The 18,717-nt window shown below is 40.0% G+C and carries 13 protein-coding genes; 10 read left to right on the forward strand and 3 right to left on the reverse strand.

Annotation, left to right across the window (positions count from 1 at the left end; all coding sequences use genetic code 11):
* Nucleotides 1–98 precede the first annotated feature (98 nt).
* Nucleotides 99–701 carry an OmpH family outer membrane protein gene (locus QZ379_RS07715; RefSeq protein WP_291562702.1) on the reverse strand — a complete coding sequence of 201 codons (603 nt, stop codon included), beginning with the start codon at nt 699–701 and terminating at the stop codon, nt 99–101.
* A 28-nt stretch (nt 702–729) separates the two neighbouring features.
* Entirely contained in the window at nt 730–945 is a 216-nt protein-coding gene (locus QZ379_RS07720) for a hypothetical protein (RefSeq protein ID WP_291562706.1), read from the reverse strand.
* 260 nt (nt 946–1,205) lie between these two features.
* Between QZ379_RS07720 and QZ379_RS07725 the strand changes: the two genes are divergently transcribed.
* The 3 genes from QZ379_RS07725 to QZ379_RS07735 all read left to right on the forward strand — a co-directional run bounded on the left by QZ379_RS07725 (nt 1,206) and on the right by QZ379_RS07735 (nt 6,731).
* A complete protein-coding gene (locus QZ379_RS07725; RefSeq protein WP_291562708.1) occupies nt 1,206–2,663 on the forward strand; it encodes an aminoacyl-histidine dipeptidase in 1,458 nt (485 codons plus the stop codon).
* Between the two features lie 2 nt (nt 2,664–2,665).
* On the forward strand, nt 2,666–3,679 hold the full coding sequence (locus tag QZ379_RS07730; protein WP_291562711.1) for an endonuclease: 1,014 nt from the start codon (nt 2,666–2,668) through the stop codon (nt 3,677–3,679).
* Nucleotides 3,680–3,779: 100 nt separating this feature from the next.
* Entirely contained in the window at nt 3,780–6,731 is a 2,952-nt protein-coding gene (locus QZ379_RS07735) for a PEP/pyruvate-binding domain-containing protein (RefSeq protein ID WP_291562714.1), read from the forward strand.
* 102 nt (nt 6,732–6,833) lie between these two features.
* On the opposite strand, the gene QZ379_RS07740 is transcribed toward QZ379_RS07735, so the two are convergent.
* Entirely contained in the window at nt 6,834–7,682 is an 849-nt protein-coding gene (locus QZ379_RS07740; protein ID WP_291562717.1) for an AraC family transcriptional regulator, read from the reverse strand.
* 227 nt (nt 7,683–7,909) lie between these two features.
* Between QZ379_RS07740 and QZ379_RS07745 the strand changes: the two genes are divergently transcribed.
* The 7 genes from QZ379_RS07745 to QZ379_RS07775 all read left to right on the forward strand — a co-directional run.
* Entirely contained in the window at nt 7,910–10,513 is a 2,604-nt protein-coding gene (locus QZ379_RS07745; protein ID WP_291562720.1) for a DUF4493 domain-containing protein, read from the forward strand.
* Between the two features lie 16 nt (nt 10,514–10,529).
* Complete coding sequence (locus tag QZ379_RS07750) at nt 10,530–11,762, forward strand: DUF4493 domain-containing protein (protein ID WP_291562723.1); 1,233 nt, start codon at nt 10,530–10,532, stop codon at nt 11,760–11,762.
* 20 nt (nt 11,763–11,782) lie between these two features.
* Complete coding sequence (locus QZ379_RS07755; protein WP_291562726.1) at nt 11,783–14,008, forward strand: DUF4493 domain-containing protein; 2,226 nt, start codon at nt 11,783–11,785, stop codon at nt 14,006–14,008.
* Between the two features lie 67 nt (nt 14,009–14,075).
* Nucleotides 14,076–14,756, forward strand: coding sequence for a hypothetical protein (locus tag QZ379_RS07760; protein WP_291562740.1), 681 nt, complete (start codon nt 14,076–14,078; stop codon nt 14,754–14,756).
* A 9-nt stretch (nt 14,757–14,765) separates the two neighbouring features.
* Nucleotides 14,766–15,611 carry a hypothetical protein gene (locus tag QZ379_RS07765; protein ID WP_291562729.1) on the forward strand — a complete coding sequence of 282 codons (846 nt, stop codon included), beginning with the start codon at nt 14,766–14,768 and terminating at the stop codon, nt 15,609–15,611.
* 6 nt (nt 15,612–15,617) lie between these two features.
* The gene (locus QZ379_RS07770) at nt 15,618–17,267 is read left to right on the forward strand and encodes a PCMD domain-containing protein (protein ID WP_291562732.1); all 1,650 of its coding nucleotides are present in this window, start codon (nt 15,618–15,620) and stop codon (nt 17,265–17,267) included.
* Nucleotides 17,268–17,285: 18 nt separating this feature from the next.
* The coding region (locus tag QZ379_RS07775) for a fimbrillin family protein (RefSeq protein ID WP_291562735.1) at nt 17,286–18,717 on the forward strand (1,432 nt) is incomplete at its 3' end.

Below are 18,717 nucleotides of genomic sequence, written 5' to 3' on the forward strand. Positions count from 1 at the left end.
ATAATCAGTGGTAATGACATTATAACAGTCAACCAAAATCAGGAAAAGACAATTTGAACACTGTTTAAATATCGTTTAAATGCTGTTTAAACGGATGATTATTTGTTTAAACCTGAGTAACGTGCGTTAAGTCCGTCAACAATTTCCTGAGTGATATTAAATGCAGGGTCAGCATAAAGAAGGTTGTCGAAACCTGTGTTGCTGATAATCAGGCTATATCCTTTATCCTTGTTATATATTTTAAGGAATGAGTTGATTGAGTCTCTCAACTGAAGGCTGTTTTTCTGGTTTTCGTCTGCAAGGTCCTTGCTAAGTTTTTCCTGCAAAGCCTGAAGATCCTGCTGCTGTTTGATGATACGGTTCTGCTGCTGCTGAGCGCTTTCTGCACTTACAAAACCGTTGTTTTCATATTTGCGCTGGAATTCTTTCATTGCAGCATCCAGAGCCTTAGCTTTTTCGTTAAGAGTAGTACGGATATTCTCCTCTTTCTTTATCATAAGCTCGTTCAGGTCATTCCAAAAACGGTATTTGGTAAGAAGTGAATCGATTTCAACGTATGCTATTTTCATGTTTGTTGTGCCATTGGCTGCAACAGGTGCTGCAGTCTGTGTTGTTTCCCCATTGTTACCTGCACATTGTACGAACATTACAGCCATAACCACAGCCAAAAATCCTTTAAGGATGTACTTAGTCTTTTTCATAAATCTTCTATATCAATTAAGTTAATTATTATTCTTTGCTTCTTTCAGAAATGGCATGGGGATTGATTTTTCTCTGTTCCCTGTCCTGCGACTGTACGCATCCTATACCTCTTTCACGCATGGCCTTGCTGCCACTGACGTGTGTGTTAGGAAAACGCCCATTTCTTTTAAACAGTATTTTTACGCATAACAGTGCTATACAAATAGCGACTATTATTAATGTAGCAAATATTATTTTAAGCATATATATTGTCTTTCAGCTTATCTTTCACTATTTGGAATAAATAAAATAGAATATGGTTTAGGATAGTCAAAATTTGAAAAACTGTGTTTTTCATTTGCCTCTCCGCTTACCTTTCACTATTTTTGTAGTGCAAATATATAGTTTTGTTACGATTAAAACTTCAGAATGCTTTTAAAAAAGTCAATATATATGTGTAAATCGTCTTATTTAACTTATTTTTGCACGAAATATAATTCAATAAATGCTTAATACAAATTATTATGGAAGTAAAAGACTTGACTCCTAAAATCGTTTTTCATTATTTTGATGAGATTTGTAAAGTTCCGCGTCCTTCGAAGAAAGAAGAAAAGATTCGCGCTTTTCTGATTGATTTTGCAAAAAGCAAAGGACTCGAATATAAGATTGACGAAGCAGGCAACGTACTTATAAAGAAGAATGCCACAGCCGGAATGGAAAACAGGAAAACTGTTATCCTGCAGTCACACATTGATATGGTGTGCGAAAAGAACAACGACACAGTTCACAACTTCGATACAGACCCAATCCAGACTTATATCGACGGAGAATGGCTTAAAGCCAAAGGTACTACACTCGGTGCCGACAATGGTATCGGAGTAGCCACTCAGTTGGCTGTACTTGCTTCGGACGATATCAAGCACGGACCACTGGAATGTCTTTTCACTGTCGATGAAGAAACTGGTCTTACCGGAGCTTTTGCCTTGAAAGAAGGTTTCATGAGCGGTGATATCCTTTTAAATCTTGACTCGGAGGATGAAGGAGAATTGTTTATCGGATGTGCAGGAGGTGCGGGAACTACAGCCGTGTTCCCTTGTCCTATAGTTAAATCGCCTGAAGGTTATTTCTTTTTCCGCGTAACAGTGAAAGGCCTTACAGGCGGTCACTCAGGTGACGATATCAATAAGAAACGTGTCAATGCCAACAAACTGCTGAACCGCTATCTGATGCAATTGGCATCAAAATACGACTTGTATATATCTGAGATAGACGGAGGAAACCTCCACAATGCAATTCCTCGCGAAGCCCATGCCGTTTGTGCAGTGCCTATGAAGGATAAAGAATCTGTGAGAGTGGATTTGAATATCTTCCTTGCAGACGTGGAAAACGAATATTCTGTCACTGAACCGAACGTAAGGATAGACCTTGAATCGGAAACTGCACATCCTGAAGTTATGGATAAGACAGCTATGATTCGTTTCCTTAATTCCATACACGCTGTACACAATGGCGTTTTTGCCATGAGCCAGAACATGGAAGGACTGGTAGAAACATCGTCTAACCTTGCTTCCATAAAGATGCGTGACGGACAGATAGTTGTAGGTACAAGTCAGCGCAGTTCCATTCTTTCTTCACGCATAGACATGTCGCAGACAGTACGTTCTGCTTTTGAACTTGGTGGTGCTACCGTAACTACAGGCGACGGTTATCCGGGATGGAAACCAAACCCATCGTCAGAGATACTCCGTGTGGCAGTGGAAAGCTACAAAAAACTCTTCGGAGTAGAACCGAAAGTGAAGGCTATACATGCCGGACTGGAATGCGGATTATTCCTTGAGAAATATCCTTCGCTCGATATGGTTTCGTTCGGACCTACATTGCGCGGTGTTCACTCGCCTGACGAAAGAATGCTTATCCCTACAGTAGACAAGTTCTGGAAACATCTCCTCGATGTACTTCAGAATATACCCGTAAAGGCTTGAGCATGAATATTATAAGATTGCTGTTGTGTTGGGTGGCAGGGCTCGTCTCGATGAGTCTTGTTGCCCAACAACAGTTTTTAGTGATGGAGTATAACGTAGAAAATCTTTTTGACTGCCGTCACGATTCGCTTAAAAATGACCTTGAATTTATGCCCGGAAGTCCGCGCGGATGGACCTACTCAAAGTTCACTAAAAAAGTGGAAAGCATAGCCCGTGTGATACTCTCAGCTTCAGGCGAGCAGGTGCCGGACCTGGTAGGGCTTTGTGAAGTGGAGAATGAATTCTGTGCCCGTACTCTCGTCCGTTATTCGCCGCTGCGTGAAGCCGGATATGAATACGTTATGACAGATTCTCCGGACGAACGCGGAATAGACGTAGTGCTTCTCTATCAGCCATACACCTTTAAACTTCTGGAAAAACACATAATCAATATACCCACCACATCCATAGGTGGAAGACCCACACGCGATATTCTCCACGTGAGCGGACAGATAGTTACAGGAGATACGTTGGATGTGTTTCTCGTGCATTTCCCTTCCCGTTCGGGAGGATGGCGGAAAACGGAAAAGTACAGGCTTATGGCATCCGGCCGTCTTAAATCGGCTTCGGACAGTATCATGTATTTGCGTACTAATCCATACATTATAATAATGGGCGACTTCAACGACTATCCGTCCAATAAATCCCTGAGCGAAGTACTCGGCGCGCGTAAACCCGGAAAGACAACCGAACCTCACACACTTTATAATCTGATGGACGGCAAGCCACGCGGAACGTACAAATACCGTGGCGAGTGGGGAATACTGGACCAGATGATAGTGAGCGGTACGCTTTTAGGCAAAGGAAGCATCCGGACATCATATTCCAAAGCCCGCATCCTGGACATTCCGTTTCTGATGGAGGAAGACGATAAATACGGTGGTGATACTCCGTTTCGTACTTTCAATGGCATGAGATATAAAGGCGGTTACAGCGACCATCTGCCTGTATTGCTCGAATTTGAGGTACATTTTTAATAAACTTTGCTGTATTCAGTCCTCCTTTTTTTATAAATAAATTGCATAAATCGAGGGAAATGCTGATTTTTGTAGATAGAAAAACTAAAAATACAACTTTATGCTCAGTAAGTTAAAGTTAAACCAGCTTTATTTTAAGGATACGCAGTTTGCCAACCTGATGACAAAACGTATATTCAATGTCCTTTTGGTGGCAAATCCTTATGATGCTTTCATGCTTGAGGACGACGGGCGCATAGATGAAAAAATTTTCATTGAATACATGAATCTAAGTTTGCGCTATCCTCCTCGTTTCACTCAAGTCTCAACTCCCGAAGAAACATGGAAACAGTTGGGAAATACCATGTTTGACCTCGTGATATGTATGCCGGGAACGGATAGTAGTGATACCTTCGACATTGCACGTGACATAAAGGCTAAATATCCTCATATCCCTATCGTTGTTCTTACTCCGTTTTCTCATGGCATCAGAGAGAGAATGCAGCATGAAGATCTTAGTGTGTTCGAGTATGTATTTTGCTGGTTGGGCAATACCGACCTGCTTGTTTCCATTATCAAACTGATAGAGGATAAGATGAACTTGGAGCATGACATAAAGGAAGTGGGCGTCCAGATGATTATGCTTGTAGAAGATTCGGTACGCTTCTATTCGTCCGTACTGCCGAACCTTTATAAGTTCGTGCTTAAGCAGAGTCAGGAGTTTGCTACAGAAGCGTTGAACGAGCATCAGCGTACCCTTCGTATGCGAGGACGTCCGAAGATTGTTCTTGCACGTTCTTATGAGGAAGCCATGCATCTTTACGAAACCTTCAGCAACAATGTTCTAGGTATAATATCCGATGCACGTTTTCCGCATGATGGAGTAATAGACTCGCTTGCCGGTGTAAAACTTCTAAAAGAGGTACGCGCACGCGACCCGTTCATGCCTCTTATCCTTCAGTCGGCCGAAGAAGAAAACCGCAAATATGCCGATGAGTGTAAGGCCGTATTCATAGATAAGAACTCCAAGAAGATGAATATCGACCTTCGCGAAGCTGTATCCGACAATTTCGGATTCGGCGATTTCGTGTTCATCAATCCCAAAACAAAGGAAGAAGTGGCCCGTGTGCACAATCTGAAGGAACTTCAGAACATAGTATTCTCCATTCCGGCCGACTCATTCCATTATCATATCAGCCGCAATCATGTGTCGCGCTGGCTCTATTCGCGTGCCATATTCCCTGTGGCAGAATTTCTGAAGCAGGTTACTTGGGAGTCGTTGCAGGACCTCGATGCCCACCGTCAGATAATATTCGAAGCTATCGTACGCTATCGTAAGATGAAGAATCAGGGAGTGGTGGCAGAATTCAAACGCGAACGTTTCGACCGCTATTCCAATTTTGCCCGTATCGGTGAAGGTTCTCTCGGAGGAAAAGGACGTGGACTGGCTTTCATTGACAATATGATAAAGCGTCATCCTGATTTTGAAGATTTTGAGAATGCATCCGTAGCCATTCCAAAGACTGTAGTGCTCTGTACAGACATCTTTGATGAGTTTATGGACAGTAACCGCCTTTATCAGTTGGCTTTGAGCGATGCAGACGATGAAACCATTCTAAGGGCATTCTTGCGGGCCAAGTTGCCCGACCGCCTGGTGGAAGATTTCTTCGCATTCTTCGATGTGGTGAAATCGCCTATAGCCATACGTTCGTCCAGCCTGCTCGAAGACTCACATTATCAGCCGTTTGCAGGAATATACTCCACCTATATGATACCATTCATGGAGGATAAGTACGAGATGCTCCGTATGCTGAGTGATGCCATAAAAGGTGTGTATGCATCAGTGTTCTACAAGGACAGCAAGGCCTATATGCAGGCTACAAGCAATGTCATAGACCAGGAAAAGATGGCAGTCATCCTTCAGGAAGTGGTTGGTACACAGTATGGCGACCGTTATTATCCGGCCATATCGGGTGTGGCACGTTCCATCAACTATTATCCTATAAATGACGAACTTGCGGAAGAAGGTACAGTGAGCCTTGCATTGGGATTGGGAAAATACATAGTCGACGGTGGGCTTACCCTAAGGGTCTGTCCTTATCACCCTCATCAGGTACTTCAGACCAGCGAAATGGAAATAGCCCTTCGTGAAACACAGACACGCTTCTATGCCCTCGACCTCAAGAATACGGGACAGAATTTCTCTCTCGATGATGGATTCAATCTTCTGAAACTCCATGTCAAGGATGCTGAGGCCGATGGTGCACTTAACTACATAGCCTCTACATACGACCCATACGACATGGTGATACGCGACGGTATATATCCCGGAGGCAGAAAAGTTATCACTTTCGCCAACATACTACAGCACGATGTGTTCCCATTGGCACGCCTCTTGCAGTTGGCACAGAAATACGGTCAGGGTGAGATGCGCCGTCCGGTGGAAATCGAATTTGCCGTCAACTTCAATGCCAATAACAAGACCGGAGTGTTCTATCTGCTTCAGATACGTCCGATGGTGGATATGAAGGCCGATTTGGATGAAGATTTGAATCTCCTTCCTGAGGATAAGCTTATACTGAAGAGCGAAAATTCCCTCGGACATGGCGTGATGGACGATATCTGCGATATCATCTATGTAAAGACAGACGGATATACAGCATCGAACAACCAGCTTATCGCTTATGAAATAGAGAAACTGAACAAAAAGTTCCTGGACGAGGGCAAACACTACGTGCTTGTAGGTCCCGGCCGATGGGGCAGCAGCGACACATGGCTCGGCATACCTGTCAAGTGGCCTAACATCTCTGCTGCAAGAGTTATAGTAGAGGCCGGTCTGACCAACTATCGCGTCGACCCAAGCCAGGGTACACACTTCTTCCAGAATCTGACATCCTTCGGGGTAGGCTATTTCACCATAAATGCCTTTATGAACGACGGTATATACAATCAGGACTATCTGAATAGTCTGCCTGCCGTAGAAGAAACCAAATTCCTGCGATGGGTACGTTTTGAAAAACCTCTGACTGTGAAAATGGATGGAAAGAAAAAGATAGGGGTGGTGAGTTTGTAGTGAAATTGTATGTCTGAAAACGCTTCGTCGTTTGAATCAAAACGTTTCGTCGTTTTATTTCAAACGACGAAGCGTTTTTTCGGCTTTTCGCAGGGCTTGTTTTCACCCGTTGTTCCTGTATTCCAAAGGACTCATTCCCACGTGTCTTTTAAAGTATTTTCCGAAGAACGACATGTTTGCAAAATTCAGTGAATCAGATATAGCCTGGATACTCAGCTGAGTAGATTTCAACTGCGATTTTGCATCCATAATCACCATAGACGAAATAATGTCCGCACAAGTCTTTCCGGTGGCCTGTTTCACTACCGAGCATAGATGAGCATGCGAAATTCCCAATTTCTCGGCATACCATGCCACATTTCTGTTGTCATTATAATGCTGCATCACCATTTGGGTGAAAGCCTTGCATAGCTGTTCGCTTTTTGATGAGGCTGCACTCTCATTAGCCGATTTCTTCTTATATAATAATGATATACCCTTGTGTGTATCCGTAAAAATATTATCTGCAATTTCCGATTTAATTTTCTCGTCGGACAGTTCATAAACGTCTATTAGTAATCTGTAATATTTTTCTACCATTTCCGCACCTTTGTCCGACAGCGAAATTCTGGGTTTGCCAAGTGTGGAATATATCGCGTCCAGCATTGTTTTGGCCTTGTCGTTTCTTTCCACGTATTTTGACGAGAAACCCAAGAAAAATATTTTCAGTTCCCCGTCCAGCTCGTTTATCTGGAGTATAGAGCCGGGCATAAGAGTGATAATATCATTTTTCCTCACTGTTATACGGTTCAGGTTTACCGATGCATCTATTTCTCCGTCCATACATAAAGCAATAATTTCGCATTTCAGTCTGACCGGGTAGTTTTTATAAAGTCCTAATAGCTCCTTGCTTATGTCAGTACCTGCCAGCCAATCTTCCGGCAAGTCAAATTTTGGTAGTTCTTTGTCCATGAATAAATGTGTTTGTTATGTCATATCTACAAAATTAGTCAATTTGAAGTATTGACCAAAAACAATATGATTAAAAGCCTATAAAATATTAAAAATATACCGTTTATGAATAATCAAAAATAAGATATGATTAAAAATAGAACAAAAATATCAAGAATAGACCTTGCAGGACATACTAAAAAGCAGTTATTTTGCAGCGTGAAATTATGTAATATATTAAAAAGGAAATGAAAAGAATTAAAATCCTGTTTTCTTTGATAGCTTTTGTGGCTGTTATGGTGTCTTGTAATAAGGACGAAGCTTCATCTGCAGATGGCTTCGCTACAGTATCTTTCAGGAATATAGGAATAGACTCAGAAGTTATTAGTACGCTAACTCCATCACGTAGTGGTGAGGAAGGCCAAACAGATGAGGAAGTGTCTGGCGGAAATGACGATAGTCAGGAAAACACTGGTGGAAGTGATGGTAGTGAAAATGGTGGAACGGAAACGGAAGAACCGTTTGATCCGGTAGCTGAGGCTTTAAAAAATGGCTTCAAACTCTCAGTAAAGGCATATGATGAAACAGTATATGCATGTACCGACTATGAAAAGTTTAATAATGGGGAGTGTGAAAATGTTGAATTGAGGGTAGGTGATTATACTGTTGTTGCCGACATGGGAAATCCGGAAGTTGAAGGCTTTGATCAACCATATTATTCAGGCTCTAAGGATATACATTTGGAGAAAGGTGATAATGTGGATGTAGAACTGGAATGCAAGTTGGCAAATTCTATTCTGAAAATCAATTATACAGACAATTTCAAGAAATATTTTTCTACATATTCGTCTTATGTATCTACTACTAAAGGCAATACAGTAGAATATGTACAGGATGAAACACGTGGAGCGTATCTTGCTTCAGGTGAGGTCACTGTATATGTGAAAGCAAAGAAGACAGGTGCCAATGAGGCTACCTTAAATGTAGGAAAATATACTTTGAATCCTCAGTATGAGTATGCTCTTACATTGGATGTTGATGTGTCTAACGCTATAATGAAAGTAACATTTTCTGAAAACTGGGAGGATGAATCTGTTACTATAAATGTATCTGATGCGGCACTTAATTCCAATGCTCCGTATATGGTAGGTGAAGGTGTAGAGAGTGGTGAGGAATTTACCATAGTGGAAGGAGTTGCGCTCAATGAAACTCTTAAAGTTACTATTAATGCAGAAGCGGAAATTGCATCATGCTTAATGACTACTACATCTGATTATCTCAAAGGAAAAGGTTGGAGTGAAAGCGTAGATTTGACATCGGCTGATGAAAGTACAATGTCTGTTATAAAAGCTTCAGGTGTTGTTTTGAAGGGATTTTCAGGCTCATTAAGCCAAATGGCATATATTGACTTTACAGAATTGGTAAGAACCTTGCCTAAGGATAATCCGGTAGATATAAAACTAACTGTAACAGATAAACTAAATAAGACGTCAGATGTGTTCTCGTTTAATGTTGAAGCTCAGGATTGTATGTTTAGTGTATATCCAACGGACGAAGAGGCACCTTTCTTGGGTTATGAATGTAAAGTGAATGTAACATTACTTGATGGGGATGCTAATAATATAAAATTTGCATTAACAGATGGAGGAGCACCTCTAAGTGTTCAGAATGTAAGTGAACCTGTAGAAGTGGATGGAGTGAAGCAATATACTGTGACACTTTCTAGGATAGACGGGCAATTTTTTAAAGAAACATTTAATATTTCAGCTGAATATTTAACTTATTCTTCTAAAATAGATATTCCTGTATATTTTGGATTGGAAATGGATAATATTGAAAATGATGTTTGGGCAAAACGTGCAACTGTTCATCTTTATAATGAAACAGTTGAAAATATTACAATCCAGAAAAAAGAATCTGACGGTAATTGGGTAAATGTAGAAAGAATATTAAATGAAGATGGTAGAATAACTGCGTATGATTTAAGTCCTGATACAAAAATAGCTTTGAGAGCTGTTAAAAAAAGTGACAATTCTAAAGCTACAAATGAGATTGAATTGAAGACGTGGAAGGTTGTAAGTCTTCCTAATGGCGATATGGAGTATTGGACTGTTGGTCCTGATGGAATGGAGGGACATGGAGATGCTAATTCTATTTTCGGCGTAGCTACATCATATAAACATACTCCATATAGATCTTGGGAAAGATGGTACCCTTATACAAATATCATAGATAATCATTGGGATACATTAAATGAATATACAACCTCTATAGGAGAGGAAAGTGAAAAGATTAATGCAACATGGAATAAACGATGGACCAGATATGTAGCAAATTCAGGTACTATAAGGACTACCGGTAAGGACGGTAATGGAGCATTGATTAGGACAGTTGGTTGGGGGGATGGAAATACAGCAGCTGGTACCAGTGCAAATGTAATTAATAATATAACTCCGGGTGAACTTTACTTGGGAACATATAACTCAAGCCCACAGTACGGAATAACTTTCGATGGACTACCGGATGGTTTGCGATTTTATTATAAATATGTAACAAAAAATGCAGACCGTTATGTGTTGAATATACAAATGTATTCAGGTAATACTTTAATGGTAGATCAGACTTTGTCTTCTGAAGAGGCATTACCGGTTAATGAATGGACTGAGAAGTATATACCATTTGTTTATTTAAATAAGCAGAATGAGCCTACCACTTTGTCTATTGTATTTAAATCCGGAACCTCAACTTCTAAAGATGATATCAGAGTTTTTGCTCCTTTTGGAAATCTTACAACTGGCGAAAACATCGGAAGTGAGCTTTATTTGGATAATATAGAATTAATTTACGAATAAAAATACGCAACATACAATGAAAAAACTATTTTTTACATTAACAGTATTATTATCAAGTATAATGATATTCTCATCTTGTCATAGTGAAAAGATGAACTTAAGCGTTACCGGTACCGGTCAGGTAAAACTGTCAAGTATGGAAATGACGTATAATACAGAGCCTATGGTTACTGTATCGCGTGCTGCAGAAGATTTGAATAACTATGTTGTAGGTATTTATAAATCTGCAGACAATTCTTTAGTGCAAGAATGGAAATATAGCGAAATGCCGGAAATATTTACTTTAGATGCAGGTGATTATAAATTGGTTGCACATTCGCAGGATGTTGAAGGTGCTCAGTTTGATGCTCCTTGTTGTTATGGCGAATCGTCTGTTTTTACAATTGTGAAAGATAAGATTGTAGATGCAGGAACAGTATCATGTACACTTAAAAACGTGAAAGTCACAATAAAGTATAGTGATGATCTGAAACCTCTTCTTAGCGAAGACACACAAGTTACTGTAACTCTCGGTGATGAATCGTTGACCTATACAGCTGACGAAACTCGTTCGGGCTATTTCCATTGTAAGGCAACGGATAATGTAGTAGGAGTGCGGTTTGAAGGTAAAGTAGATGGAGAATCAAAACCTACCACCATAACTACGTCTTATACAGTTATTGAAGGAACAGAACTTATTGTTAATTATGATTTGGTTTCTGCTTCTTATGTTGACCCGGGAACTGGTGGTATAGTGCCTGCAATGAAACTTAAAATTTCTGATGAAGTTTTGACAGCGGAACTTCAGGGAAGTGTTCTTCCTGAAGATGATGAGATACTTGATTTCGGTAAACCAAGTATTGAAGGCGTTGGATTTGATATAAAGCAACCTATAACAGTAAATCCGGGAACATTGCAGGTTAATTTGATGGCTCCGGAAGGTATGCAGCATGTATATGTGGAAATAACATCTGATAATGAAGGCTTCTTGTCTGCAGCAAGCACTGTTTTTGGTGGGGCTACATCGTTTGATTTGGCAGAACCGGCTACAGAGGAAATAAAGAATGCTTTGATAAACTTGAAATTTCCTGTAGGTGAGGAAATTATAAATAATAAGGGCGTTGTATTGTTTGATATTAGTCCGTTTGTCGGATTGTTGTTTGAAAGCACTTTCGCTGGAAAACATTCTTTTAAAATAAGAGTAGTTGATTCTTATGGTGACACCGCTGAAGAAGAATTGATAATTGACAGTACCTCTTCTGCACAATAATAATTTAAATGAGTATTCAAATGAGACATACATTATTATATGTAATTTCAGGATGCCTTTGTCTATTGGGATGCAGACAGGAAGATTCTTTCCTGAGTAATGCAGGTAGAGTTAAGATAGACTTTGGTGTAGATGATGAAGTTGCTGTAGTGGCATCACGCTCAACGTTAAGTGATGAGGAAAGCAAAGCCCTGAGGGAAAACTGTAAAATAAGGATTTTTAATAACGGTAAGTTGGTTAATCGCTATGGCAGATGGTCTGAAGTTCCTGAAGATGGTATATTAATGCCTGTGGGTGATAAATATTCTACTTTGGTTGTTGCCGGTGATTCTGTTCCTGCATCGTTTGAGGATAAATATTACAAGGGTACTGAGAGTTTTTCTGTCGTAAAAGGACAGACAACAGGGGTTAATGTCAATTGCAATATTGTGAATACCCTTGTTAAGATAGAATATTCTCAGGAATGGAATAATTTACTTGAAGAAGCTAAAGTTACAGTTTCGGTAGAAGGTGGTTCGTTGGAGTATCCTATGGCTGAAGAAGCAAAGACTGGGTATTTTATAGCACCTGAAAACAATCCGGTAATTAAATGTTTATTCAGTGGAAAAACAAAAACAGGAACAGACTTTTCATATGAAAACATTATTGAGTCTGTCAAGGAAGCTACTTTATATACAGTTACTTATTCACCTTCAGAAGGTGAACCTGTACCTGGTAATTACGGAGGTGGTTTCTTTGAACTGAAAGTTGATGAAACTCCTCTTTATACTCAAGATGAAACAGTTATGGTATATCAAAGACCTGTTGTATCGGCAACTAATGGTTCAGAAAAGATAGATTTGTCAGCTGATATGTTTGTGGCCACCGGTGCGACAATGTCGCCTGTATTTACATTCTCAGGTTCTACACCTCTGAAAACGGTAATAGTTGAGAGTGAATTGTTGACCGGACTTGGATTGAATTCAAACTCTCTTGATATCATTTCAGAGCAACAGCAGTTTATAGATAAAGGCTTGAATGTGGTTATCACCGAAGATAAGAAAAATGTGACATTGGAATTTGGTGACAAATTGAATTCTTATTTCATAAATGAATCTTCATATAGCATTAAATTCACAGCAACAGATACTTATGATGAAATTCAAGAAGGAGCAACTGCCAAGATGAGAGAAGTTGTTTGGAATATAATAGTATCTGATGCAAATGTAACGTCTATAAATATACCTGAAGATCGTAGATATGAAATATGGTCTGATAAAGCTGTATTCTATGGTCAGAACTTGGAAGGAAAAACTCCTACAGAAACTTTGTATTTCAGATACAGACAAAAGAATACTGATACATGGAGTGAAAATATTCCGGCAATAATAGATGGCGTTTATTATAAGACAGAGCAAGTAAAAGAACTTAAGCCTGGAACTACTTATCAGTATCAGATGGTGGAAGGAGCAAAGGTATCTAATGTTATTAGTGAGGTAACAACCGATGCTGTGCATATATTGGATAATTATAGTTTTGAGGATGTATCTTATGATGGTAAAACCTTAAGGATAAGTAAAGATCCTAATAATTATTGGTGGGATAGTGGAAATGAAGGTTCAGCTACTATGTCTGTAAATGTAACTAGTGTTGATACAAGTATAAAGCATTCCGGAAATCAGTCTTTGTATCTTAAATCTCAGTTTGTAAGTTTATTGGGCATTGGGAAATTTGCTGCAGGAAATCTTTTTGTAGGTGAGTTTCTTGGTACAGAGAAAACATATTATGGAATTTTGGGTTGGGGAAGACCTTTTGAAACAAGACCATACGCTCTGAAAGTATGGGTAAAATATACTCCTGGAACAGTCGATTATACAGATACTGATAAAATCAGTAAGGGAAATCTTGACATTGGTAAGATATATATTGCTGTTGGTGACTGGGTAGGTGATGATCCAAGTTATCCGCAGTGGCCTGTGGTTGTTAGAACTTTAGGACCTAAGCTGTTTGATCCTAACAGTTCAGGAACTATAGGATATGGAGAGGTAGAATTTACGGAAACTCTGCAGGCATCTGATGGAGGTATGGTAGAAGTTGAAATACCTATCAATTACGAGAATTATGGTGGGTTCAATAGGGTTCCTAAAAGCATAATAATTGTTGCAACAGCAAGTAAGTACGGAGACTATTATTCTGGTAGTACAAGTAGTGCAATGTGGCTTGATGATATTGAACTCATATACGAAGAAAGTGAACTAACAGAATAACCAGATAAACAACAGAACAGTGAAAAATAAATTATTATACATCTGCATCCTTTTGTGCCTGCCGTTAATGGCTACGGCACAAAAGAAGCAGAGAGAAATAGCCGATAATGTGTTTGTTCCTAAGGGGCAGTGGATTACAGGAGCCAGTGTGTCTTACTCTGAGCACACTGAGAAGAACTATCAGTTCCTGATAATCGATAAGTTTAATTCAGACGGATATAATTTCAAGTTCAGTCCGCTTGTGTCGTATGCCATAAGGGATAATATGACGCTTGGAGGTCGTTTCTCTTACGGACGTACGCTGACTAAGTTTGATGGTCTGTCTTTAGGTCTGGGAGATGACCTTTCATTTGATTTGGACGATACATATCAGCTTAAACATTCATATTCCGTGATGGGAATAATGAGAAATTATATCAATCTTGGTACAAGCAAGCGATTTGCATTGTTTGCTGAAACTCAACTGAAGTTCGGCGAAAGCAGGACAAAACTTGTGACAAGCAATGGAGATGAACTGACCGGAACATATACCAGTTCGGTAGATTTGGGTATTGGCGTAGTTCCGGGAATTGTTGCTTTCGTAAACAATTATACGGCAGTAGAAGTAAGTGTGGGTGTTCTTGGTGTGGATTTCAGCAGAACGAAACATAAGACAGACCAGCTTTATACGGGAGAGCAGTCGTCGAGCGTTGCCAATTTCAGAATCAATTTATTCTCTGTAGGCTTGGGTATAGCCTTTTACTTATAATATATGTGTATGAGGAAGATAATATTTACTATATTTGCACTGCTGTCTGTGGCAGCAGGCTTGATGGCGCAGGGACGTGACACTATAATTATACGTGATACGGTTTATATCGACATGAAGGAAAAGAAGACTGCTTTTGAAGACAAGTCGAAACTTATTCCAGAAAAGTCTATCGGGCGTTTTGACCGCGGTATATTGAACTACAAGCTTATAGAAAAAGGTAAATGGATGGGTGGACTTACATTCTCTTTCGTTAATTATGAGAGTGAGGAGGGGAGTCTGCTATATTCCATGCTTGGTGATTTCGATGCCAATTTTTCTGTTAAGGCTTTTAATCCTTATGTGGGATATGCCTATAGCAATAACAGTGTTGTGGGATTGAAGTTCGGATATAACCGTATGATTGGTGATTTGGGTAATCTTGATTTAAATCTTGGCTCGGACATGAGTTTCAGCTTTGGAGGAATGAGATATTCGGAGGATTTGTATTCCGTGGGTTTGTTTCATCGTTCATATATCGGTCTTGATCCGAGCGGTATGTTCGGACTGTTTAATGAAACGCATGTCACTTACAAGCGTGGACATTCCAACTTTACAAACGGAAAATCTGACAGTGCGGATATTACCAATACTGAAACTACTATCAACGAGCTTAGAGTTGGTATAAATCCTGGAGTGGCTGTATTCATCACGAAGAATGTATCGGCAGAAATGTCGTTTGGTGTGGCCGGATTCAAATATCGTTCAGAAAGACAGAACAATAGTCTGGGTGAAGAAGGAAAGCGCGATACGAGTGGTGCTGATTTTAAAATCAATATCCTGAATATCAATATAGGTTTAACTTTTTGTTTGTAATGCGACATGAATAACAGATTATATATATCGTTGGCAGGTGCTGTGGCTTTGATTTTTGCTATGTGTGGCTGCATAAAGAATGATTTGCCATATGGTAAAGTCCCATTGTCCATTACTGCTTTTTCAGTATCAGGACAGACGGGTGATGCGGTGATTTCCGAAAAGGACATGACTGTGACTGTAAATTTGGAGGAAACAGCCAATCCTGCAAAATCGGAATTGCTGAATATCGAGTATAAGGCTACTTTGAGGGATGGTAGTGACAATAACTATCACAATAATATTGAATCGAACGTAAAGAAAGGCGATGTACTCGATCTTACTCATAATTTTGATGTAAAACTTTCATTGTTTCAGGAATATAACTGGAAGATAGTTCCTGTACAGAATATTGAAAGAGTGTTCAAGGTTGCCAGTCAGATGGGTAAACCGGTGTTTGATGCCGAACAGAAAATGGCTGTGGCATATATTCAGAAAGATTTGCCTCTCTCCGGAGCAGAACTTCAGGACTTGAAACTTGGACCTCAGGGCAGTGAAGAGAGTGGAGTAGTGAAAGGTGTTGTAAGTAAGGAGAATGGATGGAAGTTTTATAAGAACTATATCGAGGCTTTTGTAACAGTTAAATTCAGCGATTTTATAGATGAAACATGGAGTATAAGAATCTATAATTTCGACCAGAACATGACTAAGGCTGCAAATCCGGGAGTAAGGGTGGCATGGCTTTATGGTATTGGAATGGAAGGTCAAACTTGCGGATTTGAGTACAGAAAGGCTGACGACACAGAATGGACTGCTGTTCCTTCTTCGGATATAGAAATGGATGGTACGGACTTCTCTACAGTGCTGACAGGTTTGACACCGGAAACAAAATATGTATGCCGTGCAAAAGTTGGCGACATAGAAGGCGGTGAAGTTGAATTCACTACACTCGGTGAGGTTGAAATACCTAATATGGGATTTGAAAACTGGAGCCAAAATGGAAAAGTGATATGTCCGTGGGCTGAAGGTGAAGAATCTTTCTGGGATTCAGGAAACAAGGGAAGTACAACCATAAGTGAGAATGACAATATTACCATGGGAGTGAATGAACCACGACCGGGAAGTAGTGGTTCTACAGCAGCGAAACTCGAAAGTAAGGCTATTGTGGGAGTTATGGCAGCCGGTAACCTCTTTATAGGAAAATATAAAGAAACTCAGGGTATGAACGGTTTGTTGGGATTCGGTAGAACTTTCCAGACTTTCCCAACCAAACTTACAGGATACTATAAATATACTCAGACAACTATTGACAAGACTTCGAAAGGGTATGAACATCTTCAGGGACAGCCCGACACAGGTATTGTGTGGGTAGCATTGGTCAGTGGCAATCCTGACAGCGACGGTACATATGTTGAAATTAAGACTGATAATCCGAACAACAACGGTAAGTACTTCGACAAAAATGCCGACTACGTCCTTGCCTATGGAGAAATGAATATCAACGAAACCGTGCCTGATTACAAGAAGTTTGAAATAGAGCTTGAATACAGACGTACTGATGTAATTCCTTCAGGAATAATAATAGTATGCTCAGCCAGCAAGTTGGGCGATTATTTCACCGGCGGAGCAGGTTCTACTCTTTGGGTTGATGATTTCGCATTGGAATATGATTATTAATTTATATCTTTGCACGATATGAAACGAAGGCTTATATACATGATTGTGGCAGTTATGGCTTTTGCAGTGTCGGCATGTACTGCAGAAGAGATAATTAATGCCCTTATGGGGTATTCCAACATGTATATAAGCCCTTACGTTATGGACGGGGCTTCGCAGAAAGGAGAGTCCGCGGATGAAGACAGCAATAATGGTTTCAGTAAAGGTGATTCTCTTGCGTTAGTTATTTTCTCCGAAGGGTATAGTCCCAACAGTTACGAGGAGGGATATATTCAGACTACAACATTCGATGGAAAGATCTGGAATGCTGATTGTGCTTCGGTTTTCCAGCCTAATAAAGTTGAATGGAAGGATATAGATAACCTTAAATGGAAAGCTATGGGGGAGAATTTTGAAATCTATGCATATACTCCCGATGTAAGACAGGTTTTGGCATGGCCTTCGTATAACGGATGTGTTTCTTTAAACCAGGATTCCATTAAAGAGTTCAGACATAGTGACTTTTTGTTTGGCAGGGTAGTAACGAAAAAGACCAACAGTTATGTGTCAATACCTATGGAGCACAAACTTGCCATGCTTTCAGTAGAATTGCTTCATTCAAAGGAGGCATCTGTACGTGTTGACAGTATGAGCGTGACTGCTTATCCTGATTCCTGGGCACATTTTGCACTTGACAAGGTTTATTGCATAAATAAAGAAAGGAAATCTGTTAAGGCTTGTCGCCGGAATGATAGTATCTTTTCTGTAATTCTTCCTGCCCAGAACATTGCAGACGGACAGATTACCCTTTCCATGTCTGACGGAACGCAGAAAGTACTTCCTGTGGTGATGGATATGGAATTTGGAATGAAGCATAAGGTTAAGGCTGTCTGCTCGGATAAAGGAAGCATAGATGTTGTAAGTGTCGATAAAATGCCATGGGGAATGATTGAAGGAGATGAAAATGACGATGAACCAAAATCATACGCCACAGGAAATGTGATAGTTTATCATAAAAGCAGTAATATAAATCCGGTCACTATGGTAGTGACGGGGGACGGATATACTGAAAATGACTTGCAATATGGAGGCAAGTTTGAGAAACAGGCACGCTCGGCTCTGGATTTTCTGTTTGGAGTGGAACCATACAAATCGTACATGGAATATTTTAATGTCTATATAATACCTGCTTTGTCGGCAGATTCCGGTGCTGATAATTATACAATAGGCCTCGATAGGAATACTTATTTTAATTCAGGCTGGAGCGACAACGGCAAGGATATGTATGCCAATGATATTTTGCTGATGAATTTTGTCCGGACTTTTTGTCCTGATTTGAGAGATGGGAAAATAAAGTTGGATAATCTGCCAATATGTTTGCTGGTTAATGATGTACGACACGGAGGTATTTGCTATTCGTGGAAGTCGGGAAAATCATTTGCAATTATTCCTACTACAGAGGGCTGTCTCT

Source organism: Bacteroides sp., assembly GCF_019417265.1.
Taxonomy (GTDB): Bacteria; Bacteroidota; Bacteroidia; order Bacteroidales; family Bacteroidaceae; genus Phocaeicola.